27 protein-coding genes are annotated in these 26,682 nt (G+C 69.9%); 16 read left to right on the top strand and 11 right to left on the bottom strand.

The window, feature by feature from the left end; genetic code table 11:
* Positions 1 to 148: 148 nt before the first annotated feature.
* A complete protein-coding gene (locus BC793_RS10820; protein ID WP_109591863.1) occupies positions 149 to 2,275 on the top strand; it encodes a HelD family protein in 2,127 nt (708 codons plus the stop codon).
* A 3-nt stretch (positions 2,276 to 2,278) separates the two neighbouring features.
* Here BC793_RS10820 and BC793_RS10815 read toward each other — a convergent pair whose 3' ends face one another.
* The gene (locus tag BC793_RS10815; protein ID WP_109591861.1) at positions 2,279 to 3,205 is read right to left on the bottom strand and encodes an SMP-30/gluconolactonase/LRE family protein; all 927 of its coding nucleotides are present in this window, start codon (positions 3,203 to 3,205) and stop codon (positions 2,279 to 2,281) included.
* A gap of 132 nt (positions 3,206 to 3,337) precedes the next feature.
* Here BC793_RS10815 and BC793_RS10810 point away from each other — a divergent pair, with 132 nt between their 5' ends.
* From BC793_RS10810 to surE, 3 genes are all read left to right on the top strand, one after another.
* Entirely contained in the window at positions 3,338 to 4,255 is a 918-nt protein-coding gene (locus BC793_RS10810) for a cation diffusion facilitator family transporter (protein ID WP_109591859.1), read from the top strand.
* Between the two features lie 77 nt (positions 4,256 to 4,332).
* Complete coding sequence (locus tag BC793_RS10805) at positions 4,333 to 5,277, top strand: PfkB family carbohydrate kinase (protein WP_239169854.1); 945 nt, start codon at positions 4,333 to 4,335, stop codon at positions 5,275 to 5,277.
* Complete coding sequence (gene surE, locus BC793_RS10800; RefSeq protein ID WP_239169853.1) at positions 5,274 to 6,140, top strand: 5'/3'-nucleotidase SurE; 867 nt, start codon at positions 5,274 to 5,276, stop codon at positions 6,138 to 6,140. The genes BC793_RS10805 and surE overlap by 4 nt, the downstream gene beginning before the upstream one ends.
* Positions 6,141 to 6,147: 7 nt before the next feature.
* Here surE and BC793_RS10795 read toward each other — a convergent pair whose 3' ends face one another.
* A complete protein-coding gene (locus tag BC793_RS10795) occupies positions 6,148 to 6,492 on the bottom strand; it encodes an STAS domain-containing protein (protein ID WP_109591855.1) in 345 nt (114 codons plus the stop codon).
* A gap of 289 nt (positions 6,493 to 6,781) precedes the next feature.
* Here BC793_RS10795 and BC793_RS10790 point away from each other — a divergent pair, with 289 nt between their 5' ends.
* From BC793_RS10790 to BC793_RS10780, 3 genes are all read left to right on the top strand, one after another.
* Positions 6,782 to 7,159 (top strand): hypothetical protein, encoded by a 378-nt coding sequence (locus BC793_RS10790; protein ID WP_109591853.1) that lies wholly within the window; start codon positions 6,782 to 6,784, stop codon positions 7,157 to 7,159.
* A 106-nt stretch (positions 7,160 to 7,265) separates the two neighbouring features.
* Positions 7,266 to 8,738: a serine/threonine-protein kinase gene (locus tag BC793_RS10785; RefSeq protein WP_109591851.1), complete on the top strand. Its 1,473-nt coding sequence runs from the start codon at positions 7,266 to 7,268 to the stop codon at positions 8,736 to 8,738.
* A 94-nt stretch (positions 8,739 to 8,832) separates the two neighbouring features.
* Complete coding sequence (locus tag BC793_RS10780; protein ID WP_109591849.1) at positions 8,833 to 9,474, top strand: hypothetical protein; 642 nt, start codon at positions 8,833 to 8,835, stop codon at positions 9,472 to 9,474.
* A gap of 40 nt (positions 9,475 to 9,514) precedes the next feature.
* Here the strand turns inward: BC793_RS10780 and BC793_RS10775 are convergent, their stop codons facing one another.
* Both BC793_RS10775 and argS read right to left on the bottom strand, forming a co-directional pair.
* Positions 9,515 to 11,299, bottom strand: coding sequence for a bifunctional metallophosphatase/5'-nucleotidase (locus BC793_RS10775; protein ID WP_109591847.1), 1,785 nt, complete (start codon positions 11,297 to 11,299; stop codon positions 9,515 to 9,517).
* A gap of 105 nt (positions 11,300 to 11,404) precedes the next feature.
* Complete coding sequence (gene argS / locus BC793_RS10770) at positions 11,405 to 13,048, bottom strand: arginine--tRNA ligase (RefSeq protein ID WP_109591845.1); 1,644 nt, start codon at positions 13,046 to 13,048, stop codon at positions 11,405 to 11,407.
* A gap of 174 nt (positions 13,049 to 13,222) precedes the next feature.
* Between argS and BC793_RS10765 the strand changes: the two genes are divergently transcribed.
* Positions 13,223 to 13,651: a protein-tyrosine phosphatase family protein gene (locus tag BC793_RS10765; protein WP_109591843.1), complete on the top strand. Its 429-nt coding sequence runs from the start codon at positions 13,223 to 13,225 to the stop codon at positions 13,649 to 13,651.
* Here BC793_RS10765 and BC793_RS10760 read toward each other — a convergent pair.
* The 5 genes from BC793_RS10760 to BC793_RS10745 all read right to left on the bottom strand — a co-directional run bounded on the left by BC793_RS10760 (position 13,648) and on the right by BC793_RS10745 (position 16,664).
* On the bottom strand, positions 13,648 to 14,028 hold the full coding sequence (locus BC793_RS10760) for a hypothetical protein (protein ID WP_109591841.1): 381 nt from the start codon (positions 14,026 to 14,028) through the stop codon (positions 13,648 to 13,650). The two genes, BC793_RS10765 and BC793_RS10760, sit on opposite strands and share 4 nt — an antisense overlap.
* The gene (locus BC793_RS10755; protein ID WP_109591839.1) at positions 14,025 to 15,212 is read right to left on the bottom strand and encodes an extracellular solute-binding protein; all 1,188 of its coding nucleotides are present in this window, start codon (positions 15,210 to 15,212) and stop codon (positions 14,025 to 14,027) included. Before BC793_RS10755 ends, BC793_RS10760 begins: the two co-directional genes overlap by 4 nt.
* Before the next feature lie 42 nt (positions 15,213 to 15,254).
* Positions 15,255 to 15,449: a DUF6250 domain-containing protein gene (locus BC793_RS49515; protein WP_239169858.1), complete on the bottom strand. Its 195-nt coding sequence runs from the start codon at positions 15,447 to 15,449 to the stop codon at positions 15,255 to 15,257.
* Between the two features lie 40 nt (positions 15,450 to 15,489).
* Positions 15,490 to 16,041 (bottom strand): rhamnogalacturonan lyase family protein, encoded by a 552-nt coding sequence (locus tag BC793_RS10750; RefSeq protein WP_109591837.1) that lies wholly within the window; start codon positions 16,039 to 16,041, stop codon positions 15,490 to 15,492.
* 173 nt (positions 16,042 to 16,214) lie between these two features.
* The gene (locus tag BC793_RS10745; protein WP_109591835.1) at positions 16,215 to 16,664 is read right to left on the bottom strand and encodes a MarR family winged helix-turn-helix transcriptional regulator; all 450 of its coding nucleotides are present in this window, start codon (positions 16,662 to 16,664) and stop codon (positions 16,215 to 16,217) included.
* A 417-nt stretch (positions 16,665 to 17,081) separates the two neighbouring features.
* Between BC793_RS10745 and urtA the strand changes: the two genes are divergently transcribed.
* The 8 genes from urtA (at position 17,082) to BC793_RS10705 (ending at position 24,833) form a co-directional block, all read left to right on the top strand.
* The gene (gene urtA / locus BC793_RS10740) at positions 17,082 to 18,380 is read left to right on the top strand and encodes an urea ABC transporter substrate-binding protein (RefSeq protein WP_109591833.1); all 1,299 of its coding nucleotides are present in this window, start codon (positions 17,082 to 17,084) and stop codon (positions 18,378 to 18,380) included.
* Between the two features lie 87 nt (positions 18,381 to 18,467).
* Complete coding sequence (gene urtB / locus BC793_RS10735; RefSeq protein WP_109591831.1) at positions 18,468 to 19,352, top strand: urea ABC transporter permease subunit UrtB; 885 nt, start codon at positions 18,468 to 18,470, stop codon at positions 19,350 to 19,352.
* Complete coding sequence (gene urtC, locus BC793_RS10730) at positions 19,349 to 20,446, top strand: urea ABC transporter permease subunit UrtC (protein ID WP_109591829.1); 1,098 nt, start codon at positions 19,349 to 19,351, stop codon at positions 20,444 to 20,446. The genes urtB and urtC overlap by 4 nt, the downstream gene beginning before the upstream one ends.
* Entirely contained in the window at positions 20,443 to 21,246 is an 804-nt protein-coding gene (gene urtD / locus BC793_RS10725) for an urea ABC transporter ATP-binding protein UrtD (protein WP_109591827.1), read from the top strand. The genes urtC and urtD overlap by 4 nt, the downstream gene beginning before the upstream one ends.
* Before the next feature lies 1 nt (position 21,247).
* Positions 21,248 to 21,931 (top strand): ATP-binding cassette domain-containing protein, encoded by a 684-nt coding sequence (locus tag BC793_RS10720; RefSeq protein ID WP_109591825.1) that lies wholly within the window; start codon positions 21,248 to 21,250, stop codon positions 21,929 to 21,931.
* Between the two features lie 84 nt (positions 21,932 to 22,015).
* Positions 22,016 to 23,692: a purine-cytosine permease family protein gene (locus tag BC793_RS10715; RefSeq protein WP_109591823.1), complete on the top strand. Its 1,677-nt coding sequence runs from the start codon at positions 22,016 to 22,018 to the stop codon at positions 23,690 to 23,692.
* On the top strand, positions 23,692 to 24,258 hold the full coding sequence (locus BC793_RS10710; protein ID WP_109591822.1) for a TetR/AcrR family transcriptional regulator: 567 nt from the start codon (positions 23,692 to 23,694) through the stop codon (positions 24,256 to 24,258). The genes BC793_RS10715 and BC793_RS10710 overlap by 1 nt, the downstream gene beginning before the upstream one ends.
* Positions 24,243 to 24,833 carry a TetR/AcrR family transcriptional regulator gene (locus BC793_RS10705; protein WP_211340632.1) on the top strand — a complete coding sequence of 197 codons (591 nt, stop codon included), beginning with the start codon at positions 24,243 to 24,245 and terminating at the stop codon, positions 24,831 to 24,833. Before BC793_RS10710 ends, BC793_RS10705 begins: the two co-directional genes overlap by 16 nt.
* 144 nt (positions 24,834 to 24,977) lie before the next feature.
* On the opposite strand, the gene BC793_RS10700 is transcribed toward BC793_RS10705, so the two are convergent.
* The gene (locus BC793_RS10700) at positions 24,978 to 25,685 is read right to left on the bottom strand and encodes a hypothetical protein (protein WP_109591820.1); all 708 of its coding nucleotides are present in this window, start codon (positions 25,683 to 25,685) and stop codon (positions 24,978 to 24,980) included.
* A gap of 118 nt (positions 25,686 to 25,803) precedes the next feature.
* Positions 25,804 to 26,667 carry a GDSL-type esterase/lipase family protein gene (locus tag BC793_RS10695; protein ID WP_109591818.1) on the bottom strand — a complete coding sequence of 288 codons (864 nt, stop codon included), beginning with the start codon at positions 26,665 to 26,667 and terminating at the stop codon, positions 25,804 to 25,806.
* Between the last annotated feature and the right edge of the window lie 15 nt (positions 26,668 to 26,682).

Below are 26,682 nucleotides of genomic sequence, written 5' to 3'. Positions count from 1 at the left end.
TCGGCGACGATCCTGGGAAGTTCGAACTTCTGCGTGACCGCCGGGCTCGTTCGACGCGGACCCACGGGCAGGAGTAAGTTCGATTGCCCCCTTCGCGCGAGCGCGTCCGCGCGTGTGGTGGTGCGCCACGAGAGGGAGAACAGCGGACTTGAGCGACACCACCGTCCTGGAGCAGGAGATCGCGGTCGAGCAGCAGCACGTGGACCGGGTCTACACCCGTCTCATCGAGCTGCGCCGAGACGCTTCCCGAGCCGAGAAGGAGGGCTATCAGCACGCCGGGGTCGGCACGTTCGGCGCCCTGGTGGAACGGGATGCGATGGTCTTCCACGCCGCCCGCCGCCGGCACGCCCTGGATGCCGAGCACGAGGGCCTGGTCTTCGGCCGGCTCGACCTGAAAACCGGCGCCACCCACTACGTCGGCCGGATGGGCATCCGCGACGACAACGCGAAACCGCTGGTCGTCGACTGGCGTGCGCCGGCCGCGGCGGCGTTCTACCGGGCCACCCCGGCGGATCCGCTCGGGGTGATCCGCCGCCGGATGATCCAGTCGACCCGGGAACGGGTCACCGGCATCGAGGACGACCTCCTCGACCCGGACGCGGCACCCGACGGCATGCGGGTGGTCGGCGACGGCGCCCTGCTGGCCAGCCTGGCGAAGGCGACCGGCCGCGGGATGCGCGACATCGTCGCGACCATCCAGCGTGAGCAGGACGACGCGATCCGCTCCCCCGCCCTGGGCGTGACGATCGTCACCGGCGGCCCGGGCACCGGTAAGACCGCGGTGGCTCTGCACCGGGCGGCGTACCTGCTCTACTCCGACCGCAACCGGTTCGTCGGCGGCGGCATCCTGGTGGTCGGACCGTCCGGCGTCTTCGTGGACTACATCGCGACCGTCCTGCCGTCGCTCGGCGAGGAGACCGCCACCCTGCGGTCGCTCGGCACGCTGGTGCCCGGCTGGAACGCGACCCGGGTCGACCGGGGCGACGTGGCCTCGATCAAGGGCTCGCTGCGCATGCGGCGGGTGCTGGAGCGTGCCTCGCACGACGCCGTGCCGGGTGGCCCGACCGAACTGAAGCTGCTCTACCGCGGCACGCTGCTGCGGCTCAACGCCAACGACCTCGACCGGATCCGGCGCTCCGCGCTGCCCAACGGCGCCCGCCGCAACGAGGTCCGCGGGCGCGGCTTCGACCGGGTCTTCGACGCGCTGTGGGCGCAGGCACGGGACGCGAAGGTACGGCTGCCGGAGAAGCGCGAGTTCGAGTCGGAGCTGGCCGACCGCAACGACTTCCGGGAGTTCCTGAAGGCGTGGTGGCCGCGGTTCACGCCGATGCGGGTGCTGGGCTGGCTGGCCGACCCGAAACGGCTCCGGGCGTACGCGAACGGCGTGCTCTCCCGGGACGAGATCGCCGCCCTCCAGGGCTCGTTCGACGACCTCGCCGAGCACGGGCCGACGATCGCCGACGTGGCGCTGCTGGACGAACTGGACGAACTGATGGGCCGGCCCCGGCAGGCGCAGAAGAAGTCGAAGAACCCGTTCCACGTGCGCGACGGGATCCAGGAGGTCAGCACGTTCGCCGACCGGCAGGCCGCGGCCCGCGCCCAGCAGGTGCAGCGGGAGGACGACTATCGCGATTACGCGCACGTCGTCGTGGACGAGGCGCAGGACGTGTCGCCGATGCAGTGGCGGATGATCGGGCGGCGGGGTTCCTACGCGTCGTGGACGATCGTCGGCGACCCGGCACAGACCGCGTGGTCGGGCGACCCGGCGGAGCTGGACCGGGCCCGGGACCGGGCGCTGGGCAGCCGCCGACGCAACAGCTACGCACTCACCACGAACTACCGGAACTCGTCGGAGATCTTCGAGGTGGCGGCTCGGGTGATTCGTACGATCATGCCCGATCTGCCGTTGCCCTCAGCGGTGCGCAGCACCGGCGTCGCGCCGGCCGACGTCGTCTCCACCGTCACCGGGCTGCCGGACGCGGTGCGGGGACTGGCCGAGAAACAGCTCGCCGAGGTGGACGGCACGATCGGCGTGATCATGCCGGTGCCGCGGCGCGACGAGGTGGCCGGCTGGGTGGCCGGGCTGCCGGAGCGGGTGCAGGTGGTGACCGCGCTGGAGGCCAAGGGCATGGAGTACGACTCGGTGGTCCTGGTCGAGCCGTCGCAGATCGCCACCGACCCGGCCGGGGTCCGCACCCTGTACGTGGCCCTGTCCCGCGCGACACAGCGGCTGACCACGGTGGGTACGAACCCCGGCTGGCTACCGGACAGCTAGGGCTCAGGGAATCGGCACGGAGACCGCGTTGTACGTGGTCTCCGGGGTCGGCGGCGTGGTGAAGCGGGCGTTCGGGAGGTAGAAGCGCCTGCGGTACTCGGCGATCGTGGTCGGCACGTCGAAGCTCGGGTCCGTGGTGACGGAGTCGAGCGTCCCGGCCGTGCCGGAGCGGTTCAGCCTGATCTCGGCGATCTGGTTGAGCCGGTTCTGGACGACGTAGAGGCTGCGGCCGCGCCGCCACAGGCCGTCGCCGTTGGTCAGGAGCGTGTCGCCGACGTCGACCCGTGCGGTGACGCCGGAGGTGGACACCCGGAACAGGAATCCGGTGTTCGACTGGACGATGATCAGACCGCGGCCGTCCGGTGTGGTGGTGATGCCGTTGGCGTTGTTGCCGGTCTGCAGCGCGATGTCGCCGGTGAGCGGAACCGCCGTGGCCGCGGCGGGCAGCCTGCCGTGCCGGCCGAACGGCAGCTTGAACAGGGTCAGGCTGCGCGAGTCGGTGAACCAGGCGGCCTCGTCGGTGACGATCACGTCGTTGATGAACGGGCCGTCCGCGGCCGGCCTCAGCTGGTAGGACTTCACGACGGCGCCGGTGCGCACGTCGATCACCCGGGCGTCGCCGCCCGCGCCACCGGCCACGAAGAGCCGGCCGTCGTCGATCTTGAGGCCGAGCGAGGGGGTGCCCGGCCCTTCGCTGAACGTGGCGCCGGTGCCGGTGCGCAGGTCGACGCGGTAGATGTCGCCGTCGACCCGGGAGCCGAAGTAGGCGTACGGCTTGTCGCCGATGGCGATGCCCTCGGGCTGGAAGCCGCTCGGCAGGGTGATTGTGGTGGGCGGTGGGCTGGTCGGGGTGGCCGCGGCGGGCACGGCGGATACGGTCACCGCCAGGGCGGTGAGGCCGAGAACGTTCGCAAGGGTACGGCGAAGCACGAAACTTCCTTTCCTATGCAGAACGGGTCAGCAGGATTCTCATCGCGCGTGAAGACACACACAACCGATTGCACATATAGCAATGTCCGCATACATTGGCGACGGCCTACCGGACGACGGAAGGTGGACTCCATGGGAGCCGGCCACGACCACGGGACCCGAGACCTGCTCAGCAGCGGCGCCGGACATCGGCACCGGCTGTGGTGGGCCGCCGGGCTGCTGACCGTCTTCATGATCGTCGAGGCGGTCGCGGCCTGGATCACCGGATCGCTCGCACTGCTCTCCGACGCCGGCCACATGTTCACTGACGTGCTGGCCATCGCGATGACCCTGGCCGCCATCACCGCGGCCCACCGCGCCGGCACCGACTCCGGCCGCACCTTCGGGCTCTACCGGCTGGAGGTGCTGGCCGCCCTCGCCAACGCGGCGCTGCTCACCCTCGTCGCCGGGTTCGTGCTGGTCCAGGCGGCCCAGCGGTTCACCGACCCACCGGACGTGCCGGCCGGCTGGATGCTGCTCGTCGCGGTCGGCGGCCTGGCGGCCAACCTGGTGGCGTTCGCACTGCTGCGCTCCGGCGCCAAGGAGAACATCGGGGTCCGCGGGGCCTACCTGGAGGTCCTCGGCGACCTGCTCGGATCCGCCGGGGTCATCCTGGCGGCGCTGATCATCTGGGGCACCGGGTGGACGTACGCGGACCCGATCGTCGCCGTGCTGGTCGCCCTGATGATCCTGCCGCGCACCTTCGCGCTCGGCCGGTCCGCGGTCCGCATCCTGGTGCAGGCCGCCCCCGAGCACCTGGACATCGCCGCGGTCCGGGACCGGCTCGCCGCCGTCCCCGGCGTCTGCGACGTGCACGATCTGCACGTCTGGACGCTCACCGAGGGGATGGACGTGGCATCGGCGCACCTCAAGCTGGATGCGGCGGCCGAGTTGGGCACGGTGCTGACCGGGGCCCGCGAGGCGCTGCACGAGGACTTCCACATCGATCACGCCACGCTTCAGGTCGAGCCGGCGCACGCGGGCCGGCACTGCACCCCCATCAGTTGGTGATGGATAGTTGCGTTCGAGCCTTAAACGGCATCTGTACTTTTTGCGATCCGCCACGCCGGATGCGCAAAAAGATAACAATGCGAGACATGAGTGACGGGCGTGTCATGGTCTTCGCGCCGGCCCCACAGCTGACGGTGACCATCGAGCAACACCACGACGAGCCGGAACTGCACGTCCACCCGGGTGGCCAGGGCATCTGGCAGACCCGCATGATCACCGTGCTGGGGGCGCAGGTGACGCTCTGCACAGCCGCCGGCGGCGAGGTGGGGCGGGTCCTGGCCCCCCTGCTCGCCGAACTGCCGGGCGTGACCCTCCGGCTGGTGCGGCGGGAGCACGGCAGCGGGTGGTACGTGCATGATCGCCGTGGCGGCAGCCGCCAGGAGATCGCCGAGCGGCCCGGCAGCCCGCTCTCCCGGCACGAGCTCGACGAGCTCTACAACCTGACGCTGGCCGAGGGCCTGCGCGCCGGCATCGCGATCCTCAGCGGCCCGGCCCACCCCTCGGTGATCAAACCCGAGGTGTACGGCCGCCTCGCCGCCGATCTCCGGGCGAACGGCTGCCAGGTCATCGCCGACCTGTGCAACCGCCACCTGGCCGCCGTACTGGAGGCCGGGATCTCCGTCCTCAAGATCAGCCACGAGGAGCTGATCGCCGACGGGATGGCTCCGGACGGCAGCACCGGGGCCCTGACCAAGGCGCTGGTCCAGCTGCACGAGGCGGGCGCCGAGACGGTGCTGGTCTCCCGGGCCGACATGGGCGCGCTGGCGCTCTTCAACGAGGAGATCTACACGGTCGCGCTGCCCCGGCTCACCCCGGCCGAGCACCGCGGGGCCGGCGACTCGATGACCGCCGGGGTCGCGGCCACTCTCGCCAACGGCGGCCCGATGGACGAGGCTATCCGCACCGGCGCGGCGGCGGGCGCCCTCAACGTCACCCGCCACGGGCTGGGCACCGGGCACGTGGACGCGGTCCGGGTCCTCACCGAGAGGGTCCGGCTGACCCCGATCGAGAAGGCATCATGACCCCCACAGCGGGCAATCACCAACGTATGCGCATCCTGATCACCAATGACGACGGCATCGAGTCCCCGGGCATCCGCACCCTGGCCCGTACCGCCGCCCACGCGGGATACGAGGTCGTGGTGGCGGCACCGCTGAGCGAGTCGAGCGGCGCCAGCGCCTCGATGACCGCTGTCGTCCAGGACGGCAAGATCGTCTCCGAGGGACGGGAACTGGCCGGCTGCAAGAACATCCCGGCGTACGGGGTGGCCGCCTCACCCGCCTACATCGTCCTGCTGGCGCTGCGCGACGCGTTCGGGCCCGCCCCGGACATCGTGCTCTCCGGCATCAACCGGGGCGCCAACGCCGGCGCCGCGGTGGTGCACTCCGGGACCGTCGGCGCCTGTCTCACGGCCGCCCACGCCGGCCTGCACGGGCTGGCCGTCTCCCTGGACGTGCTCACCCCGGCCGCGGCCAGCGCGTCCAGCGGCGGCGCCGCCATCGCGGCCCTCGACCGGATCGACGACGAGCAGCACCACTGGATCAGCGGCGCCGAGATGGCGATCAAACTGCTGCCCTCACTGATGCACACGCCGCCCGGGACCGTCTACAACCTCAACGTCCCCGACCTGCACGTCGACGGTATCCGCGGGCTGCGGCAGGCGTCGCTGGCCCGGTTCGGCCAGGTGCAGATGAGCATCGCCGAGGCGGGCGACGGTTACGTCCGGACGGCGGTGCAGGCCGCCGAGGAGAACCTCGACCCCGGCACCGATCTGGCCGCGCTCGCTGAGAACTTCGCCGTCGTCACGCCGATCCGGGCGCCCCACGAGGACAAGAACATCCGGATCAACATCGAGGGCGTGCTGGTGCAGAGCCCGGCCTACTGAGACGGCGTCAGGCGGTGACCGTCTTCTCGTCGAACGGCTGTGGGTTGCCGAACAGGCCGAGCAGGCCGGTCACCCATAGCTGGCGGTGCGCGAACCGGCTCGGGCGCGTCACGACCAGCTTGACGCCGCTGACACCGGCCAGCTGGAACGCCGCGACCAGTGCGCTGATGCCCACCGAGTCGATGAAGGTCACGTGCCGCATGTTGAGCTCGATGCGGGCTGGCGAGCCGGTGGACAGCTGCGCTGCCACGGCCTCGCGGATCTCGTACGCGTTCTCGACATCGATCTCGCCTCGCGGCGACACTTCCACCGCACCGTCGGCCAGCGTCGACGTCGTTATCGACAGCGTCACGTCTTCCCTCCACCCACCCGGCAGTTCCGGGTGCTGTTCCTTCTATACGCGGGCGGCCACGCCGCCGCCCCGGGCAGGGCGGCGAGGGTTACCCCCGAAAGGTCCGGTGAAACTGCCCGAAAGGCTAGGCGCCGAACCTGTTAGTCACCTGAGTGGCCCGTGTGAACCTCGTCAACCCTACTGCGGGACGTCAAATCGTTTTCGAACCGTGATGACGTCCACACCGGACGTTTTGTGGGCACCATGGGCGGGAAACAAGCTGACGACCGTGCACAGGAGGTGACGGACGATGTTCGCGAAGAAGAACCGGACCGAACGTACCGCCGAGGAGGCCTGGGAGCACCTTTCCAGCGCCTGGGCCTCGGCCGGGGACAGCGCCGGCAAGGCCGGGCGCCAGGGCCGGCGACTGGCGTCCCGGGCCGGAGATCGGGTGACATCGGTCACCGACGAGGCGCTCATCCGTGCCACCGCGGCCGCCGATGCGCTGGCGGGGCGCCGGCCGGGCCGCCCGTGGGCGCTCATCGCCGGGGTCGGCCTGCTCGGTGCCGCACTCGGCTGGGTGGCGGCCACCACCGCCCGCGCGGCCCTGGAACGACAGGCCGAGAACGAGGAGATCGAACTGGCCGAGACGGCCGTGGTGGTCACCCCGACGTACGACGATCACTGACCGTTCGGGGCCGTTCCGGCGGGCCCTTGCTGCACTCCCATGTTGAGCCCGGGCTCTGTACAGTTGAGCGGCATTCGGCTTGAACTCCTACAGATAAGGTCCGCTGGTGCTCAGTGCAGGAAGCCTCCTGGACAACCGCTACCGGTTGGACGACCGCGTCGCGACCGGCGGCATGGGTGACGTCTGGCGAGGCACCGATGTCGTGCTCGGCCGTACCGTCGCCGTGAAGGTGCTGCGGACGGCGATGCTGGAGGACCCGGAGTTCGCCGCCCGCTTCTACGGCGAGGCCCGGATGATGGCGGCGTTCCGTCACCCGGGCGTGGTCGAGGTCTACGACTACGCCAGTGACGGCGACTACGAGGGCCCGGAGAAGGTCGCCTATCTGGTGATGGCGTTCGTGGAGGGCGACCCGCTCTCCAGCCGCGTCAAGGAGGGCCCGATCGGCGTCGCCGAGACGATGGCGATCGTGGCGCAGGCGGCCGACGCGCTGCACGCCGCCCACGAGAACGGGATCGTCCACCGCGACGTCAAGCCGGGCAACCTGATCGTGAAACCGACCGGCGCGGTGATCCTGGTGGACTTCGGGGTGGCCCGGTCCGCCGCGATGACCAGCGTGACCGGCCTCAACGCGATCGTCGGCACGGCGCTCTACATGGCACCGGAGCAGGTCGCCAAGGGCAACCTGACGCCGGCCACCGACATCTACGCGCTGGGCGCGGTGGCCTACCACTGCATCGCCGGCCGTCCGCCGTTCGACGGCGACAACGCGCTCCAGGTGGCACTGCGCCACCTGGAGGACGACCCGGACCCGCTGCCCGACCACGTGCCCTACGAGGTTCGTGAGCTGATCGGGCGGGCGATGGCGAAACAGCCGTCGGACCGGTTCCAGAGCGCGGCCGAGTTCGCCGAGGCGGCGTTCGCGGTGGCCGGGCCGATCGACTGGAAACGGCTGACCGGCACGTCGATGACCGCCCCGGTCAGCCCCGCCCGGGTGGGCAGCGGCGCCTATCCGGCGGCCCACTACCCCAGCGGCGCCTATCCGGCCACCGGCTACCTCGGCAACCAGACGCCGACCGCGCCGATCAGCCCGGCGGTACCCCGGCCGCTCCCGGCCCAGCGCAGCGTGGCGGCACCGGCGCCGTTCCCGGTGTCGAAACCGGGCCAGTCCTCGGGGCAGCGGATGCTGATGTTCGCGATCCTCGGCCTCTTCGTGCTGGCCGGCGGTCTCGGTGTGGCCTTCGCGCTGGACAACGACCCGCCGGCGACCCAGAAGGGCGACGGCGGCCAGCAGGAGGCGCCGGCGCTGCCACCGGGACCTGCCGCGTCCGATGAGGCCAGCGGCGAGCCCTCGCCGTCGGCGGAGGAGGAGACCGTCGTCAAGCCGTCGGTCAGCAAGACGAGGAAACCGTCGGCCAGCGCCTCGGCCAGTTCGTCGCCGTCGCCGAGCCCGTCCTCGCCGTCCCCCAGCCCGTCGTCGTCGTCTCCGTCGCCCGCCAAGAGCAGCGAGAGCCCGACCCCGGACCCGGACCCGTCGACGCCGGACATCCCGCCGATCGTCGGCATCGGCCTCGGCACCTGAAAAGCAACTAATCCTCAACTCGGGCGGGCCGTGACCGATGGTCCCGGCGGCACGGAGAACGAACCGGGCCGTTACGGGAAGAGGTCACACCACGATGACAGTCCAGACTCCGTCGGGGCCGGGGCAGCACTACCCGAGCGCGCCGCCCTGGGCCGGGCAGCCGGAACAGCAGGCGCCACCTCCACCGCCGGCGCAGGCCGCCCCGCTGTTCGGTGGGACGGTGGCGCCCTACGGCTCCCCCGAGAACAGGCACGGCCAGCTTCTCGTCCGGTTCCCCGGTGAGGTACACGACCTGAACCGCCCGGAGGCGCCGTCGTGGCGGCCGGTGGCGATCTGGACGTTCCTGCTCAGCGCGCTCGGCATCATCTCGGTGCTGCGACGGTCCGCGCTGGCCAAACGCTACGGCCGGCCGCGCCGCCCGTACTGGATCGCCTTCGTGGTGACGCTGCTGGCCGGCGGCGCCTTCTGGACGGCGGCGGTACTCAACGCGGCGATCCCGCTCTACCACTACCACCAGGAAGCCGGGCTGACCGAGCAGCTGCAGACGGCACTGGTCTCGGACAGCCGGGTCACCAAGAGGTTCGGCGCCGTCTCCGCGGTCGAGTGCACGACGGAGAGCGACCGGGACGCCGAGGGGGTACGCACCTACCTGTGCACGTTCGAGCTGTCCACCGGCAAGGCCAACGGCATGTATGTCAACGCCGACACCGAGGGCAACTGGCGGGAGAAGGAGTGAGCAGGGGCCGGCCCGGTCCACCCGGGCCGGCCCACCGCCGTCAGAAGACGGGCACGCCCTCGCGGACGAGCCGCCAGTTCTCGACGGAGAAGTCGGCCGGGTCGATCCGGCCCTTCGCCTGCGCCCAGTCGATCAGCAGCTGACGGATCTCCTGCTGGGCGTTGTAGACCTGGGTCTTCACGATGCCGGGGAAGGTGCCGCCGCCGGAGCGCCGGTAGTTGTTGACCGCGACCACGAACCGCGCGTCGGCGGCCACGTCCACACCGCCGATCTGCAGGCGGGTGATCCGGCTGCCGACCGGCCGGCTGATGTCGATGTCGTAGTCGACGCCGGAGAACACGTCGTAGTTGTAGTCCGGCACGGCGGGGTCGCTGATCGTCTCCGGGTCGACCGGGGCGCCGGCGGCGTGCGTGCGGAAGTACTTCGCCGAGTGCTCCAGATACGCCTTCACCTCGGCGCCGGTCAGCACGACCGCCTCCAGGGTGTTGTCGTAGATGTAGAGCCCGGCGACGTCCTTGATCCGTACGTCACCCTGCGGGAACACCGCGGTCCGGCTGAACGGCGCGGCGATCGACAGCACCGGCAGCGACGCGTACTCGGTGCCGGCCAGCGCCGCCGTGACGGTGTCGGTCTGCACCCGGTTGATGTAGTCGAGGATCGGGGTGTCCTCGTACCGGCTGGTCGCGGCGGAGAGCTCGACCGTCGAGGCGGCGACGACCTGGTTGACGTACGCCACGGTCTTGTCGTGCTGCTTCTTCACCGCGGCGAGGACCTTGGGATCGGCCTCGACGGTGTTGGTGTTCAGGGCGGCCGCGGCCTTCGACGTGATCTTCCACTGGCCCTTGACGCGGGTGAGGTCGAAGTCCATCTTCGTCAGCCGCTGGCCCCACTTGGACGGCTCGGAGAGCAGCACCTGCTCGCCGGTCGCCAGGTTGGTGACGAACCGCTGCGGGACCTCGCGGTGCGCGTGCCCGAAGAGGATCGCGTCGATGCCGGGCACCTGCTCGGCGATCAGCGCGGTCGGGTTCTCGTTCGGCAGTTCGGGGCCGTAGCTGCTGGTGCCGCTGTCGCCGCCGTGCGCGGAGATCAGCACGACGTCGGCGCCGCGGGCCCGCATGATCGGCACCCACTTGGCCGCCGCGGCGATCATGTCGGTGAACTCGATCTTCCCCTCGACGTGCGCCCGGTCCCAGATCGCCGAGCCCGGGTTGGTGAGACCGAGGATGCCGACGCGCAGCGTCGGCGCGTGCCGGCCGAGCGAGACCTTCTTGATGACGTACGGGGTGAACGCCGGCCGCCCGGTCCGGACGCTGATCGCGTTCGCGGCGAGCGCCGGGAACCCGAGCTGCCGGATCCACAGGTTCAGCAGTGGCAGACCGTAGTTGAACTCGTGGTTGCCCAGCGTCACGGCGTCGTAGTGCAGCACGTTCATGGCCCGGGCCATCGGGTGCTTCTCACCGGTGGCGGTGATCGGCTCCTGCTTGGCGTAGTAGGTGGCCAGCGGGGTGCCCTGGATCGTGTCGCCGGCGTCCAGCACCAGGACCGGGCCGGTCGCCTCGGCGCGCAGCCTGTTCACCAGCGCGGCCAGCTTGGCCACACCGACGTCGTTGTGGGCGCTGTCGTCGTACTCGGCGTCCCGGTAGTAGTCCCAGTTGTAGACGTTGCCGTGGGTGTCGGAGGTACCCAGCACGGTCAGGCGGTAGGTGGTCGTGCCGCCGCCCCGGTGGCCGGCCTGCGCCGCCTCGGAGACCATCAACGGCGCGGCGACGCCGGCCGCGGACGCGGCGAGGACACTCCGCCGCGAAATGCCGGTGGGATGGGTCATTGCGGGCCTCTCAGCATCGGATCAGGGGGCGCCTCGTGGGCGCTCGAAACTGCACCCTAACGGTCGATAAGGGGATCGGTCGATGGAAGACGGGTTGCGTGGAGATCAAATCTGGTCGAGGGCCTCGATACCCAGGAGAAACATTCCGGTGTGGAGGGTCCGTGCGGTGAGGTCGGCCAGCCCGAGCCGGCTCGCCCGCACCTCCCCCTCGGCCCGCAGCACCGGGCACCGCTCCCAGAAGACCGAGAACGCCACGGCCAGTCCGTGCAGGTGGACCGCGAGCCGGTGGGGCTCGGCGGAGGCGGCGGCGGCCCGTACGGCCGGTTCGAACCCGAGCAGCGCCAGGGCGAGAGCCCGCTCAGCCGGTTCGGTGACGGTCACCGGGCCCGGCCCGCTACCGGCCTTGCGGAACAGCGACCGGATCCGGGCGTAGGCGTACTGGAGGTAGGGGCCGGTGTTGCCGGTGCTGGCCAGCATCCGGTCGGCGTCGAAGACGTAGTCGCCCCTCCGGTCGCCGGAGAGGTCGGCGTACTTGATCGCGCCGATCCCGATCGCCGGCTCGCTCGCCCGGGAGGTCGCCTCGTCGAGCAGCTCGGCCAGCTTGACCGTGTCGCCGGCCCGGGACTTCAGCATCCTGCCGTCGGCACCGAGGATCGACCCGAACCCGATGTGCTCGGCCACCACGTCGCCGGGCAGCCAGCCGGCCTCCCGGGCGACCGCGAAGACCATCTGGAAGTGGATCCGCTGCGGGCTGCCGACCACGTAGAGCATCCGGTCCGCGCCGAGCTTGCCGACCCGGTGCCGGACCGCGGCCAGGTCGGTCGCGGCGTACCCGAAACCGCCGTCCGCCTTCCGCACGATCAGCGGCAGCGGGGCGCCGTCGCGTCCGGTGAACCCGGCCGGGAAGGCGCAGAGGGCACCGTCGCTCTCGGTCAGCAGGCCCTTCTCGGCCAGTCCGGCCACCACCGCCGCGAGATCGTCCTGGTACCCGCTCTCCCCCGCGAAGTCGTCCGGGCCGAGCGTGACGCCGAGCCGGGCGTAGACGTCCAGGAAGTACCGCTCGGACTGGGCGACCAGCTGCCGCCACAGGTCCCGGGACAGCGGGTCGCCGGACTGGAGCGCGACGACCCGCAGCCGGGCCCTGGTCCGGAAGTCGTCGTCGGTGTCGAACTTGACCCGGGCCGCCTGATAGAACGCGGTCAGGTCGCCGATCGAGTGGCCGTCCGCACCACCGAGGTCGAGGAGGTGCTCGCCCAGCATCCCGAACGGCGTTCCCCAGTCGCCCAGGTGGTTCACCCGGATCACGTCGTGACCGAGCCACTCGTACGTCCGGGCCAGCGCGTCCCCGATGATCGTCGACCGCAGATGGCCGACGTGCATCTCCTTGGCCACGTTGGGGCCGGAGTAGTCGACGACGATCCGCTCCGGCGCGGCGACCGGCGCGACACCCAGCCGCTCGTCGGCGGCCGCGGCCCGCAGGGCCCCGTCGATCAGGTCGCCGGTGAGGACGAGATTGAGGAAGCCCGGGCCGGAGACGGTGACCTCGGCGATCCCGTCCAGATCCGCGGCGGCGGCGATCTCCGCGGCGATCCGCACCGGTGGCCGGCCCAGCTCCCGGGCCAGCCCGAGCGCCGCCCCGGACTGGAAGTCGGCGTGTGGCGAGGCCCGGATCGCGGGATCGACCGGATGGCCGGCGACCGCCTCCAGAACGGGCGCGAGCCGGTCGTGCAGAAGCGATTCGAGATTCATGGTCGACTCCGTCGATAGATGATCGAGACGGGTCGGACCGGTGCTGACGTCAACTCCGGCGGGTATCGACCCGCCGGGAGGAGAGCAAGCTTCAGCGGCGGCCGTGAGGACGCCGGCGTCGGACGCTGAAGCAGAACATGCGGCGACTATAGCCCGCCTGGCACTATTCGGACCATGACCGGGTGGGACGAGGACGGTGACGGCGTGCTGCGGCTGCCGTCCGGGCGGCTGGTCCGCGGGCGAGGGCTGCGCCGGGCCATGCCGACCGGGCACCCGCCGCACTTCGGGATCTATCTCCAGGGCGCGCCGCCGCCGGAGTTCGGGTGGGACAGCCGGTGGGTGCGCTGGCCGGACTTCTGGCTGCCGCGCGATCGTCCGTACACCGCGGAGGTCCTGACGGAGGCCCTGCGCCGCGCGGACGGGGAGCGGGTCGAGATCGCCTGCACCGGGGGTGTCGGCCGGACCGGAACCGCCCTGGCGTGCCTCGCCGTCCTCGACGGTGTGCCGCCGGGCGAGGCGGTGGCCTTCGTGCGCCGGCACTTTCACCGGCACGCGGTGGAGACGCCCTGGCAGAAGCGGTTCGTGCAACGTTTCGGAGGTTAGGGCGGGGGTCTGTCGGCGGAGTTGCGCAGCAGGGCGGACATCTCGCGGGACTCCCGGTAGGACAGGTAGGCCAGGATCAGGGTGATGCCGCCCAGCGGCACGGCGGTGACACCCGCCAGCTGGTCGGCGAGGGTGGGACCGAGCATGCCGACCGGGACGATCACGACGGCGACCAGGGCGAGCAGCACCAGCAGAGCGGCACGCAGACGTTTGGTCATCACGTAACCCCGCGCCTGCCGGGGGTCCAGCCCGTGGCCGGTCAACGACGGGCGTTTCCACGGCGGTGCGTTGATCAGCCATTCGATCGTGGCGATCAGAGTGATCGCCGCCGTCACGAACAGGGTCACGTGCCAGCCCTGCACGCCGGAACCGGTCATTGCAGCGCCTCCCGGATGTCGGTGATGAACCGCTGGGTGAGTTCCTCGCCCCGGTGCAGGTACGCGTACGTGTGATCCTTGAACCGCTGGGCGAACGTGGCGTAGCCGGGGTGGATCGGGCGGGGCCGGGCGTCCTCGACGGCGTCCCGGACCACCCGCAGGTACGGCACGTTGCGCTGCACCTCCGAGTCGATGTAGGCGTCCAGCCCGGTCGGCGCGAACCCGTACCCGGCCAGCAGCTTCTGCGCCGGTGTGTCGGTCAGGAAGTGGATGACCCGCTCGGCCTGCTCCCGGTGCGGGGTCTCCCGGTCGATCGCGAGGTTCTGGCCGCCCAGGATGCCGGCCGGGAGCGGGCTGAGCCGGATCTCCACCGTGTCCGGCCGGGCGCGTTCCGCGCGGTCCACCCCGGGGAACCAGACCGGCCAGTTCCGCATGTAGGTCAGGTTGCCGTTCTGGAACGCCCGGATGGTGTCGTCCTCGCCGGTCTGGGCGTTGATCCGGTCCGATCGCAGCGCGTCGGCGAGGGGTGCCAGCGCGGTCTTCCACTGCCCCAGGCCGTACGACAGGACGCCCTCCGGGTCCAGGATCGCGTCGTCCTGGGCCAGCGCCTGCTCCAGCACGTTGACGACGAACGCCTCGTCGGTCTGCGCGCCGATCGTCTCGAGCTGGCCGGTGAACCCGGGTGCCAGCCCCACCGCGCGGAAGTCCGGCAGCCGGTCGGCGGTCTTCTTGTCGGTGACCCGCCGGAAGAGCATGCCTGCGTCGCTGTTGAACGGCACCGCCCACAGCCGCTCGGTCTCCCCCTCGACCTGGCAGATCCGGCGCACCGACGGCAGCAGCAGGGTGTCGTTGCGCGGGGCGATCGGCTCGATGCGCTTCTCCGCGGCGAACCGCGGGATGTGGATGGCGTCGAGGTTGTAGATGTCCGCCTTGGTCTCGGTGAACTTGGCGAACTGGTCCTGAGTGGAGCTGGGGATCTCCCGGACCGCGATCCGGATGTCCGGGTTCAGCTCGTTCCACATGTTGATCAGCAGGTTCCGGCCGCCGCCGGTGGGCTCGGCACCGGTGGCCAGGGTCAGCGTGACCGGATCACGCCGGGTGAACACATATCCGGCCGCGCTGGACAGCAGGCCGGCGGTGAGGGTCCCGGCCAGAAAGGAACGTCGCGAGTACAGCTCACCCATGTGATCCAAGTTACTCGATGCCACTCCCGGCCGGGTCCCCGTTCAGGTCACCGGAGGACGCCAGACGGTGAAGTCCTCGATGTGGAAATGGCTGGCCACGGTACGGAAGGCGAACCATCCGCCGGGGTACGGGTCCGCATCGGTGTGATCGAAGACCAGCCGGTCGTCGCTGTAGTACCGGATCTGCCGCCCGTTCACCTGGATCCGCACCCGGACCGGGACGTTCGCCTCGATCAGCGGTGACGTGTAGTCGTAGAGCAGGGGACGGTTGCCGGCCTCACCGCCGAGGTAGCGCCGGTCGGGATGTTCGTGGTGAACAACCGCAACGTGGTGTGGTCGGCGGTCTCGGCGAAGTACTCCTCGCGCCAGTCGCCGAGGATGTCGCCGTAGAACGGCACCGCGCACCGGTGATCAGGCGCTCACCGGTCGCCGCGTCGTAGTAGTACCAGGGGAAGCCGGTGAAGACCCCACCCTCGGTCTGCTGGATCGCGTACCCCTCCAGCCCTCTCCTGGACGGGTCGAGGTCGCCGATGTGGAACCGGCCGCCGTGGACGGCACCCTCGACGACGTAACGCAACGTGCCGTCACTGTCGACGACATAGTTACCGTCCGCGATGTCGTCCCTGCCGTCCTGGTCGACGTCGACGATCCGCAGCTGGTGGAAGCTGGTGCCCTCGGCTTTGACGAAGGTCCACCGCCGGGTCAGGTCACGACCGTCGAAGTCCCACGCCGCGAGGAGTACCCGGAAGTCGCCGCGCTTCGCGCCGATGCGGACCACCTGCTTGGTGATCAGGCTCGGCTGGTCCAGCGCGCCCGGCGCCCGGAGCACGGCACCGTCGGCGAACGTGGTGCACGTAATGGTTCGCGGCCGGCAGCAGCGGGATGTCGCCGGGTGCCGGCCGCGGCGGCGGTGATCGCTCTCATGCGGCGCAACGTAGGGGACGACTGTGTATCGACGTTTGCGGAAGTTTGAACCCCGCTCCCCCGGTCGGGGCCGTCAGCTCAGGTGAGAGCCTTGCCGCGCTGCAGAGGTGAGACGACGGCCACGCTCCCATCGAGGGCGCTGATCAGAACACCGAGCTGTTCCCGCAGGTCGGCACCGACCGGCAGGTCCTCGAGGATCCGCCGGAGTTCCTCGTCGGCCCGGTCGTGCAGGCGGCGGCCACGGGCGGACAGATGAACCCGGATGCGCCGCCGGTCCACGTCGTCGCCCCGGCGGTAGACGAGGTTCTCCTCGACCAGGTTGTCGATCAGCCGGGTGAGGCTGCCCGGCGGCAGGAAACTCGACTCGGACAGCTCGGTCATGAAGTGGCCGCGGCCGTCCGCCAGCACGCGAACGACCCGCCACGCGTCCATCGAGCAGCGCTCCGCGCCGAGCACCGCGGCCAGACGGCGCGACATCAGCCGCTCGGCGCGGGTGAGCAGGTCGATGAGGTCCGTTGGTCCCCGCATCGCCGGATGCTACCGAACGGGCCGGCTTCCTCTCCTTGATCCGGTACGTCAGAACAGGCCCTCCCGGCGGATCAGGGTGCCGGACCTCCAGCACCTGCAGTGCGTGTCAGGACTGTGCCATGTCCCTCGCACCCTCGTCGATGGTGGCAGAACTTTGACATACCCGATCCCCGACACTCCGCGCACTTCCAGGGGATTCGCGCCCGAGCCGGTCCGGCGGCTACAGAGTTGGAACATCGAGGAAATGTCAGAGCAATGACGCAGCGTCAATCTGCTCTCACCTGCAGCAGCCGGCTGCACCTTGTCGGCGGCACGGGGCGGGAAGCTCCGGACGCCGACGACTCGCCCTGGACATCTACATCCGCCGTGCCGCGACCCCGGCGGCACGTCCCCTTAACAGGAACGGAGTTCTCCTATATGTCCACCACCAGCAAGCGGCTACGCATGCTCATGGCTACGGGCGCCGTCGGGACGACCCTGGCCCTCGTGCTCGCCGGCTGTGGCGCCCGGGCCGGCGACGAAGCGGCCGGCAGCGGGACGTCTGCGAAACCCAGCTGCGTCGACACCTCCGGCAGCACCGTCAAGCTCGGCTTCCTCAACTCCCTCACCGGCGGCATGGCGATCTCGGAGAAGACCGTCTCCAATGTGCTGCACATGGCCGCCGACGAGATCAACGCCGGTGGTGGCATCCTCGGGAAGAAGATCGAGTACGTCCAGGAGGACGGCGCCACCGACTGGCCCACCTTCGCGGAGAAGACCGAGAAGCTGCTCACCCAGGACTGCGTCGCCGCGATCTTCGGCGGCTGGACCTCGTCCTCCCGCAAGGCCGTCAAGCCGGTCGTCGAGAAGAACAACGGCCTCTTCTTCTACCCGGTGCAGTACGAGGGCCTCGAGTCGTCGCCGAACATCTACTACACCGGGGCGACCACCAACCAGCAGATCATCCCGGCGATGGACTTCCTCGCCTCCAAAGGGGTGAAGAGGCTGTTCCTCGCCGGCAGCGACTACGTCTTCCCGCGCACCGCGAACGCGATCATCAAGCTGTACGCGGCCAAGCTCGGCATCGAGATCGTCGGTGAGGAGTACGTACCCCTCGACAAGGACGACTGGACCAGCCAGGTGGCGAAGATCGTGGCGGCCAAGCCCGACTTCATCTTCAACACCATCAACGGCTCGTCGAACGTCGGCTTCATCAAGGCGTACTACGACGCCGGTCTCACCGCCGCGACGACACCGATCATCTCGGTGTCGATCGCCGAGGAGGAGGCACCGGCGATGGGCCACGAGGTGACCGGCCACTACGCGTCCTGGAACTACTTCCAGTCACTCAAGACCGACACCAACCCGAAGTTCATCGAGAGCTGGAAGGCCTACCCCAACAGCAGCGGTGTCACCTCCGACCCGATGGAGGCGGCCTACATCTCGCTGTACCTGTACAAGGCGCTCGTCGAGGCGGCCGGCTCGTTCGACGTCGACGCGGTGAACGCCGCGGCGAAGAAGAACACGATCACGTTCGACGCGCCGGAGGGCAAGGTCACGCTCGACGGCGAGAACCACCACATCTCCAAGCCGGGCCACATCGGCCAGATCAACGCGAACAACCAGTTCGACATCGCCTGGGCCTCCGACAAGTTCATCGAGCCGGACCCGTACCTCGAGGGTTACGACTGGTTCCCCGCAGACATCCGCAAGCAGCTCGTGGACGCGGCGGGCTGATCGCCCGGCGGGGTCGCGTGCCGCCGGCGGCACGCGACCCCGCGCACCCGGACTCGAACATCAACCCGATACAGAGAGCGAGTGCACGTGGACGCATTGATCGCACCGCTGCTGAACGGCAGCGCCCAGGGTGCGCTGCTCCTGCTCGCCGCGCTGGGCCTCTCGCTCACCTTCGGCCAGATGGGCGTGATCAATATGGCCCACGGCGAGTTCCTCATGATCGGCGCCTTCGCCGCCTACCTCGTCCAGCAGGTGATCGCCGCCAGCAACCTGTCGATCCCGGTCGCGCTGCCGGTCGCGTTCGTCGTCGCGGGCCTGTTCGGCCTCCTGCTGGAGGTCACCATCATCCAGTGGATGTACCGCAGGCCCCTCGACACCCTGCTCGTCACGGTCGGTGTCAGCCTGATCCTGCAGCAGGCGGCACTGCACATCTTCCCGTCCCAGGGCGTCCCGGTGGAGAAGCCCGGCTGGCTCGACGGGCAGCTGAACATCCTCGGCTACGAATGGCCCCTTCGGCAGCTGTTCACCATCCTGCTCGCGGCCGTCTGCGTGGCCGCGCTGGCGGCCTGGCTCAAGTACACCTCGTTCGGCCGCCGCATCCGGGCGACCGTGCACAACCGGGACCTCGCCGAGACCTCGGGGATCTCCACCCGTACCGTCGACCGGCTCACCTTCTTCGCCGGGTCGGGTCTGGCCGGGGTCGCCGGCGTCGCCGCGTCGCTCATCGGTGGCACGAACTCCCAGATGGGCGCGCAGTACATCATCCCGGCGTTCCTCGTCGTCGCCGCCGGTGGCATCGGCCAGCTCAAGGGCACCATCCTCGCGGCATGGGCGGTGGGCGTCGCCCTCTCGTACTTCGCCTACTGGACGACCGGCAGCCTGGCGCAGGTGCTCGCCTTCATCCTCGTGATCGTCTTCCTGCAGATCCGCCCGCAGGGCCTGTTCACGGTGCGAACCAGGAGTCTGGCATGACCAAGCTGAAGCCATGGATCTCCCTCGGCGGCATCGGGGTGTTCGCCGTCCTGCTCCTCGCGGTCGCCCCCCTCGTGCTCACCGATCACTGGCTCAACAACGTCGGTAAGTACTGCTGCTGGGCCATCGCCGCCGTCGGCATCGGCCTGGCGTGGGGCCGCGGCGGGATGCTCGTGATGGGGCAGGGGGTGTTCTTCGCCCTCGGCGCCTACTCGATGGCCATGCACCTCACGCTGGAGACCGCCGGTGACCGGATCCCGGGGTTCATGGTGCTCTACGACCCGCTCGCGCCGCTTCCGATGTTCTGGGAGCCGTTCCGCAGCGCGGGGTTCACCCTGCTGGCGATCGTGCTGCTTCCCGTGATCATGGCCGGCATCCTCGGTTACGCGCTGTTCAAGCGCCGCGTGAAGGGCGCGTATTTCGCGATCCTGACGCAGGCGCTCGCCGTCGCGCTGGCCACCCTGATCAGCTCCACGATCCGCGAGACCGGGGGCGACACCGGGCTCAGCGACTTCAAGTACTTCTTCGGCTTCGTGCTGAACGACCCGGCGAACAAGCTCATGGTGTACCTCATCGCGGCCGCGCTTCTCATCGTGTGTGTGCTCGCGGTGTGGCAGCTCTACCGCAGCCGCTTCGGTGAGCTCCTCGTCGCCACCCGGGACGCCGAGGAGCGGGTGCGCTTCCTCGGGTACGACCCGGCCAACATCAAGCTCGTCGCCTTCGTCGTCTCCGCGCTGATGGCGAGCATCGGCGGAGCGATGTTCGTGCCCATCGTCGGCATCATCACTCCGGCCGAGATCGGCGCCGCCGCCTCGATCCTCATGATCGCGGGCGTCGCCTTCGGCGGCCGGGCCTCGCTCTTCGGCCCCGCGCTCGGCGCGATGGCGGTCGGATGGGGACAGTCGAGCCTCGGCTCGACCTGGCCCGACGGCTGGACCTACATCCTCGGGCTGCTGTTCATCGTCGTGATCCTCTTCCTGCCCAACGGACTGTCGTCGCTGACGGCGAGGTTCACGGTGCGGGCGCGCCGTGGCCCCGACGTACCACCCACCCCGGCGATCGTCGCCGCAGAGCTCGAAGAGGTGAAGTCATGACCGACGCCTCCCTCGTTGTCACGGACCTGCACGTCGAGTTCTCCGGCTTCGTCGCGGTCGGCGGTGTCTCGTTCGACGCGCACCCCGGCGAGGTCCGGTTCCTCATCGGCCCGAACGGCGCCGGCAAGACGACCTGCATCGACGCCATCACGGGGCTGACCAGGGGCACCGGGTCGGCCAGGCTCGGCGAGAAGGAACTGCTCGGCAGGCAGGTGCACAAGATCGTCCGCCTCGGGATCGGCCGCACCTTCCAGACCGCGAGCGTCTTCGACGAGCTCACCGTGCTGCAGAACCTCGACATCGCCGCCGGGCGCCACCGCCCCTGGACCGCGCTGCTGCGCGCCCGGCGTGGCGTCGACGCGTCGATCGAGGAGGCGCTGGAGGAGACCGGACTCGCCGGCGAGCTCGCCACGCCGGCCGGCATCCTTTCGCACGGCCAGAAGCAGTGGCTGGAGATCGCGATGCTGCTCGTACAGGACGCGAAGGTGCTGCTGCTCGACGAGCCCGTCGCCGGCATGAGCCATGACGAGCGCACCGCGACCGGCGAGCTTCTCCAGCGCATCGCGGCGAAGCGGATCGTGCTCGTGGTCGAGCACGACATGGACTTCATGCGCCGCTTCGCCACGCGCGTGACAGTGCTGCACCAGGGCAGGGTGCTCTCGCAGGGCACGGTCGCCGAGGTTCAGGCCGATCCCCGGGTGCAGGAGGTCTACCTCGGCACCGCGGGCGCCGCGACCACGGCCGCCATGTCGGTCGTGCCGGAACCGGTGGCCGCGACGCAGAAGCGGACGGAGGACTGACATGCTGGAGCTCACCGACATCGAGGCCGGCTACGGGCGCACACGGGTGCTGCACGGCGTGACGGTGCCGTCCGGCAAGGTGGTGGCCGTGCTGGGCCACAACGGCGCCGGCAAGACGACCCTGCTGCGTCTCGCGATCGGCCTCATCAAACCGTCGAGGGGCCGCGTGCTGTTCGACGGCGAGGACATCACGTCGCTCGCACCCAACCAGCGCGTTGCTCGTGGCATGGCGTACGTGCCGCAGGGCCAGCAGGCGTTCGGCCAGCTCACGACCCTGGAGAACCTGCAGCTCGTCGCCGACGGCCGCCGGGGCGGCAGGGCCCTGATCGACGCGCAGATGGCCCGGTTCCCGGCACTGGAGCAGTTCGCCACCCGGAAGGCGGGCCTGCTCTCCGGCGGGCAGCGCCAGCAGCTCGCGATCGCCCGCGCCCTCATCACCGAGCCGAAGCTGCTCATCCTCGACGAGCCGACCGAGGGCATCCAGCCCACGATCGTCGCCGAGATCGAGCAGACCATCATGCAGCTGGCCGCAGAGGACATCAACGTGCTGCTCGTCGAGCAGCACATCGGCTTCGCCCTCGAGGCCGCCGACCGCTACGTCGTGCTCGCCTCGGGCCACGTCTCCCACACCGGAGAGGGTGGCAAGGCAGCCACGTCCACCGTGCGAGCCGCCATGGCGATCTGAGCCGCCATGACCCACGCCCGCAATGCCGTCGTAACACCGGACAGCGACGATGCCCCCACGCAAGGTGCCTTAGGGGATGCCACTGTGTCGACGGACAACGCGCGCGCGGCCGCAGAGGACAGCCTGGAGGATTACGCCTTCCGCTATGTGCCGCGCACCTTCCGGCGCTGGAGCGCGGCCTCCGTGGGCGCGACCGCTCTCGGGTCCATCGCGTTCCTCGCCGACTTCTCGATCGGCGCGAGCATCGGCATCGACCACGGCACCGCCAACGCCGTGCTCGGCATCCTGTTCGCGTCGGTCATCATCCTGCTCGTGGGCGTGCCCGTCGCCTACTACGCCGCCCGCTACAACCTCGACCTCGACCTCATCGCCCGCGGCTCGGGATTCGGCTACTACGGCTCCATCATCACGACCGTGATCTTCGCGGGCTTCACCTGCATCTTCTTCGCCCTGGAGGGCGCCATCATGGCGCAGGGCCTGCAGATGGCGACGGGGATGCCGCTGTGGCTGGGTTATCTCGTCTCGACCGTCGTCGTGATCCCGATCGTCATCTACGGCATGCGTGCGCTGGAGCGCCTGCAGTTCTGGACCACGCCCCTGTGGCTGGCCCTCGCCCTGCTGCCGCTGCTGTGGATCGTCGTCTCCGACCCCGAGGCGGTACGCGCCTTCACCTCGTTCACCGGCGACTCCGACGGCTCGATCAGTTTCGGCGCCGTGGTCTCGAGTGCGGCGGTGTGCTTCGCCCTCACCCCGCAGCTGGCGGAGCAGATCGACTACCTCCGCGCCATGCCGCCGCGCACACCGGCGAACGCCCGCTCGTGGTGGACGTCGTTCGCGTTCGCCGGTCCCGGCTGGGTCGTCTTCAGCGGCACCAAGCAGGTGATCGGGGTGTTCCTCGCCGTCTACCTCCTCGTGAAGGTCGAACCCGCCCTCGGGCACCAGGCGACCGAACCGGTCAAGCAGTTCGTGGTGATGTACCAGACCCTCGTCCCCGACTGGCTCGCGGTCGTCCTCGCGCTGGTGCTCGTCGTGGTCGCGCAGGTGAAGATCAACGTGACGAACGCGTACTCGGGCTCGCTCGCGTGGTCGAACGTCTTCACCCGGGTGGCGAAGCACTACCCGGGCCGTACGATCTTCGTGCTGTTCAACCTGGTGATCGCCTACGTGCTCATGATGCTGGACGTCTTCACCCTCATCTCGTTCGTGTTGAGCCTCTATGCGAACGTCGTCATGGCATGGCTCGTGACGATCGCCACCGATATCGCGATCAACAAGTGGCTGCTGCGCATCTCGCCGCGTTTCCCGGAGTTCCGCCGCGGCATGCTGCACGACTGGAACCCGGTCGGGCTGGTGTCGGTGGGGCTCGCCTCGGTGCTGTCGCTGCTCGCTTTCGCCGGGGTGTTCGGCGCCGCCGTCAAGCCGTTCTCGGTGCTCATCGCGATCGGCGTCGCGGTCGTGACCACGCCGGTCATGGCCCTCGCCACACGAGGGCGCTACTACCTGCGCCGCCGCTCCGACGGCATCGACTCGCCCCGGTTCGACGACCACGGCAACCCCTCGGGCGAACGGCTCCGCTGCCATGTCACCGGGTACACCTTCGAGCGGCCGGATATGCTGGCCTCGGCCGAGAGAGGACCGCACGGCGAAGTGCAGTACGTCTCGTCGCTGGCGCTCACGCTCGACGATTCCGATCACTACGTGCTCCCGCCGGAAGTCACCGGGCCCCCGCACCGGGCGGCCGCCCGAAAGAGGGAGACGTGATGGAGGAGCCGGTCGACACCGCGACCGCGATTCTCGCGAGCGCCGCGGTGCTGCTGCGCGAGCGTACGTTCGACGACATCTCCTATCGTGCCCTCGCCGACGAGGTCGGCATCTCGGAACGCACGATCTACCGCCAGTACCCCACGCGCGCGCACCTGCTCGCCGCCCTCTCGAACTGGATCGAGCAGACCTACTTCCCGCTGCCGCCGTTCGTGACCGTTTCCGATTTCTGCGCCGCGGTGCATGAGCGCTTCCGGGCCTTCGACGCGTCGCCCGCGTACGCGTACGTCGGCGCGCGGGCGTCCGCGATCTCGCCGACGATCGACATCGAGCCGGCCTACATCACGCGTGCGATCGAGGCGATGCTCGACGTGGCGGCGCCGACGCTCAACCGTCGGGACCGGCGGCGGGTCGCGGCGTCCCTGCGCTACTTCTCGTCGGCGATGTTCTGGGCTCGACTGCGCACGGGCTTCGACCTGGATGCCGGCGAGATCTGCGACGCGTTCGACCACGCTGTGGGCACCGTGCTCGCGAGGCTGCCCGCGGCGACGTGGGCGCAGCCGTGACCGGGCAGACGGTGGTCCCGGCGCTGAGCGGCACGCAGGAGGCGATCCTCGCCGCCTACACCGAACTGATCGAGGAACTCGGCAGCGACGACGTGTCGTACCGCGTCATCGCGCGCCGGGCCGGCATCGCCGAGCGCACGGTGTTCCGCAACTATCCCACGCGCGTCGACCTGCTGCTGGCGACGGCAGCCTGGATCGAGGCGACGCTGTTCGCCCGCGAGGAGTCGCACTCGATCTTCGACCTCCCCCTCGCGATCCGGGAGGCGATGCAGCGGTACGACGCGCGGCCGGAACTCGCCCACGTCGTCGCCGAGACGGCGATGCGCGGCGTGAACGGCGCGGCGCCGTCGCCGGGCCGTGCACAACTCGAGCGGCTGCTGGATGCCGAGGTGCCGTCCCTGGACGCGGCGCGGCGCAGGGCGGTCATCGCGGCGCTGTCGCACCTCGACTCCGTCGGGACCTGGGTGACGTTCCGTCGCGAGTTCGGTATGGACCGGCGGGACATCGCCGACGCCGCCGCGTGGGCAGCGGAGGCGGTACTCGACGGCATCCGGGACCGCGTCACCCCGGCCTAGTTCCGTGAACAGCCGCAACGCACCCGGAAGCGGCTGGTCGTCACCGCTGTCTCAGCGGCGCTGAGACAGCGGTGGGAGCCAGCCGAACAACGGAGAGCACGGGCCGACGCGAAGGAGGGGCCGGTTACCGGCCCCTTCTCCGCGTCACACCTGATTGGCCGGATTCTCGGCGAGTAGTTTGTCCACTTTGCCGTCGATCTCGGCGAGGGCCTGTTCGGCACGGGCGTGCTCACCCGGCACGTGCGCGAGGATCGAGCCGGCCTCGGCCACGTACGGCGTGGTGCCCGGTGCGAAGTTGATGTTCCACTTCGTCTTCCAGACCCGCTCGGCGGCGTTGGTCGCGGCCTTGTCGATCTGGGCGGCCAGCCACTTCTTGTCGGCGTCGGTCAGTGCCACGGGTATGTCCTCCAGATGCCAGGAAGCGGTCGAGGCTTCGAGTCTCGTCACGTAGGAGGCGGAGAAGTGGGCGTGCTCGGTGTGCGGGCTGGACCCGCTGTACGAGCGCTGCCTCCACCCGTTCGACGCCTCCCAGATGCGCCGGTTGTAGATCACGTAGCGCAGCCTCTTCTCGGCGCCGCTGCGGCAGCGGGCGAGCACGTGCTGCACCACCATCTCCATGGTCAGGTTGGGTTCGCGCAGGTCGGTGTCGAGGTCGATGGCGTGGACCTCGTGTCTGGAGTCGGCGTCCCGGATCGGGACCCGGCCGACCTCGTCGTCGTTGTGGTCGGAGACGCGGCCCTGGTGCGCCGAGTCGCCGATGGTGCCGTCGCTGGACTTGTCGCGGTTCGGCGCGATCCGATTCAGTTCGGTACGCAACTGGCCCAGACACGGCACGAGAAGCCAGGTGGCCATCGAGCTCCTCTCAGCGTCCTCTAGCCCCGTACTGTCGCCTGTATATCTCCCTCAGATACGCGTCGAAATCGCCCGAAGCCGCGAAGGTCCGTGCCATATTGACGTTTTGTGACGTCGGTCACCAGCTGAAGCGACCGGGATAGACCACATCGGCCAGTTCCTTCTGCCCCTCCGCGTTGGGGTGGAAGTAGTCGAACCGATTCAGCTGATCGACATCGAAACGGACCCGGTGCGCGGCGCCGCCGTCCCAGCGACAGCGGTCCCCGTACGCCCGGCAGGCCTGTCGCAGTTGGGTGTTGTAGTCGTCGATCCGGTCCCGGACGCTCTCCCGGCGCTCCTGGTCGGCGTCGGCGGTGGAGGTCGGATCGGCCAGCATCGACGGGCAGATCCCCCCGCGGCTCCAGATCTCGACGGCCTTCTCGTTCTCCCGGCCCACCTGCCAGAGGCGGTAGAGGTCGGGGATGCTGACCATCAGCACCCGGGTCTTCGGCAGCCCCTTCTTCAGCCGGGCCAGCCCCTCGTCGACCTGCGACCGGAAGGTGTCGACCGGCGTCATGTCCTGCACCCGGCCGGCGCACGCGTCGTTGGCCCCGATCAGGATCGTCACGTACTGCGGTTTGAGCTCGACCGCCCGGCGGGCCTGGCCGTCCAGCGCGTCGGCCTCGGCGCCGGGGGTGGCCAGGTTGTCGGCGTTGCGCTTGATCCGGTCGTTCTTCTCCAGAATGCGCTGGTAGTGGCTCTGGATGGCGTCGTTGTCGCCGGTCGACCAGGAGTTGCGAGCGCACGCGACGTAGGCGAGACAGGCGCCGAGGCCGGCCGTGATCGAGTCGCCCAGCGCCGCCATCGAGGCCGGATAGCCGGTCGCCGGCCTGGTGGGTTCCGGCTTGCCGGAGGCGCCCGGCGTGGCCCGGCCCGCCCCTTCACAGGCCAGCGCGAAGACGGCGAGCAGAGCCAGAGCAGCGGTGTGCCATCGACGAATCACCCTTCTACCATGCCT

Origin of the sequence: Actinoplanes xinjiangensis, assembly GCF_003148685.1 — a bacterium.
GTDB classification, from domain to species: Bacteria; Actinomycetota; Actinomycetes; order Mycobacteriales; family Micromonosporaceae; genus Actinoplanes; species Actinoplanes xinjiangensis.
This window is presented reverse-complemented; position numbering and strand designations above follow the sequence as displayed.

Bases quoted from the DNA above. Each gene is read 5' to 3' on its own strand.
- BC793_RS10780 (WP_109591849.1), top strand. From the start codon at position 8,833: ATGACAGTCCAGACTCCGTCGGGGCCGGGGCAGCACTACCCGAGCGCG.
- urtC (WP_109591829.1), top strand. From the start codon at position 19,349: ATGACCAAGCTGAAGCCATGGATCTCCCTCGGCGGCATCGGGGTGTTC.
- BC793_RS10720 (WP_109591825.1), top strand. From the start codon at position 21,248: ATGCTGGAGCTCACCGACATCGAGGCCGGCTACGGGCGCACACGGGTG.
- urtD (WP_109591827.1), top strand. From the start codon at position 20,443: ATGACCGACGCCTCCCTCGTTGTCACGGACCTGCACGTCGAGTTCTCC.
- BC793_RS10775 (WP_109591847.1), bottom strand. From the start codon at position 11,299: ATGACCCATCCCACCGGCATTTCGCGGCGGAGTGTCCTCGCCGCGTCC.
- BC793_RS10760 (WP_109591841.1), bottom strand. From the start codon at position 14,028: ATGACCGGTTCCGGCGTGCAGGGCTGGCACGTGACCCTGTTCGTGACG.
- BC793_RS10755 (WP_109591839.1), bottom strand. From the start codon at position 15,212: ATGGGTGAGCTGTACTCGCGACGTTCCTTTCTGGCCGGGACCCTCACC.
- BC793_RS10745 (WP_109591835.1), bottom strand. From the start codon at position 16,664: ATGCGGGGACCAACGGACCTCATCGACCTGCTCACCCGCGCCGAGCGG.
- BC793_RS10805 (WP_239169854.1), top strand. From the start codon at position 4,333: ATGCGAGACATGAGTGACGGGCGTGTCATGGTCTTCGCGCCGGCCCCA.
- BC793_RS10790 (WP_109591853.1), top strand. From the start codon at position 6,782: ATGTTCGCGAAGAAGAACCGGACCGAACGTACCGCCGAGGAGGCCTGG.
- BC793_RS10765 (WP_109591843.1), top strand. From the start codon at position 13,223: ATGACCGGGTGGGACGAGGACGGTGACGGCGTGCTGCGGCTGCCGTCC.
- BC793_RS10700 (WP_109591820.1), bottom strand. From the start codon at position 25,685: ATGGCCACCTGGCTTCTCGTGCCGTGTCTGGGCCAGTTGCGTACCGAA.
- urtA (WP_109591833.1), top strand. From the start codon at position 17,082: ATGTCCACCACCAGCAAGCGGCTACGCATGCTCATGGCTACGGGCGCC.
- argS (WP_109591845.1), bottom strand. From the start codon at position 13,048: ATGAATCTCGAATCGCTTCTGCACGACCGGCTCGCGCCCGTTCTGGAG.
- BC793_RS10810 (WP_109591859.1), top strand. From the start codon at position 3,338: ATGGGAGCCGGCCACGACCACGGGACCCGAGACCTGCTCAGCAGCGGC.
- BC793_RS10710 (WP_109591822.1), top strand. From the start codon at position 23,692: ATGGAGGAGCCGGTCGACACCGCGACCGCGATTCTCGCGAGCGCCGCG.
- surE (WP_239169853.1), top strand. From the start codon at position 5,274: ATGACCCCCACAGCGGGCAATCACCAACGTATGCGCATCCTGATCACC.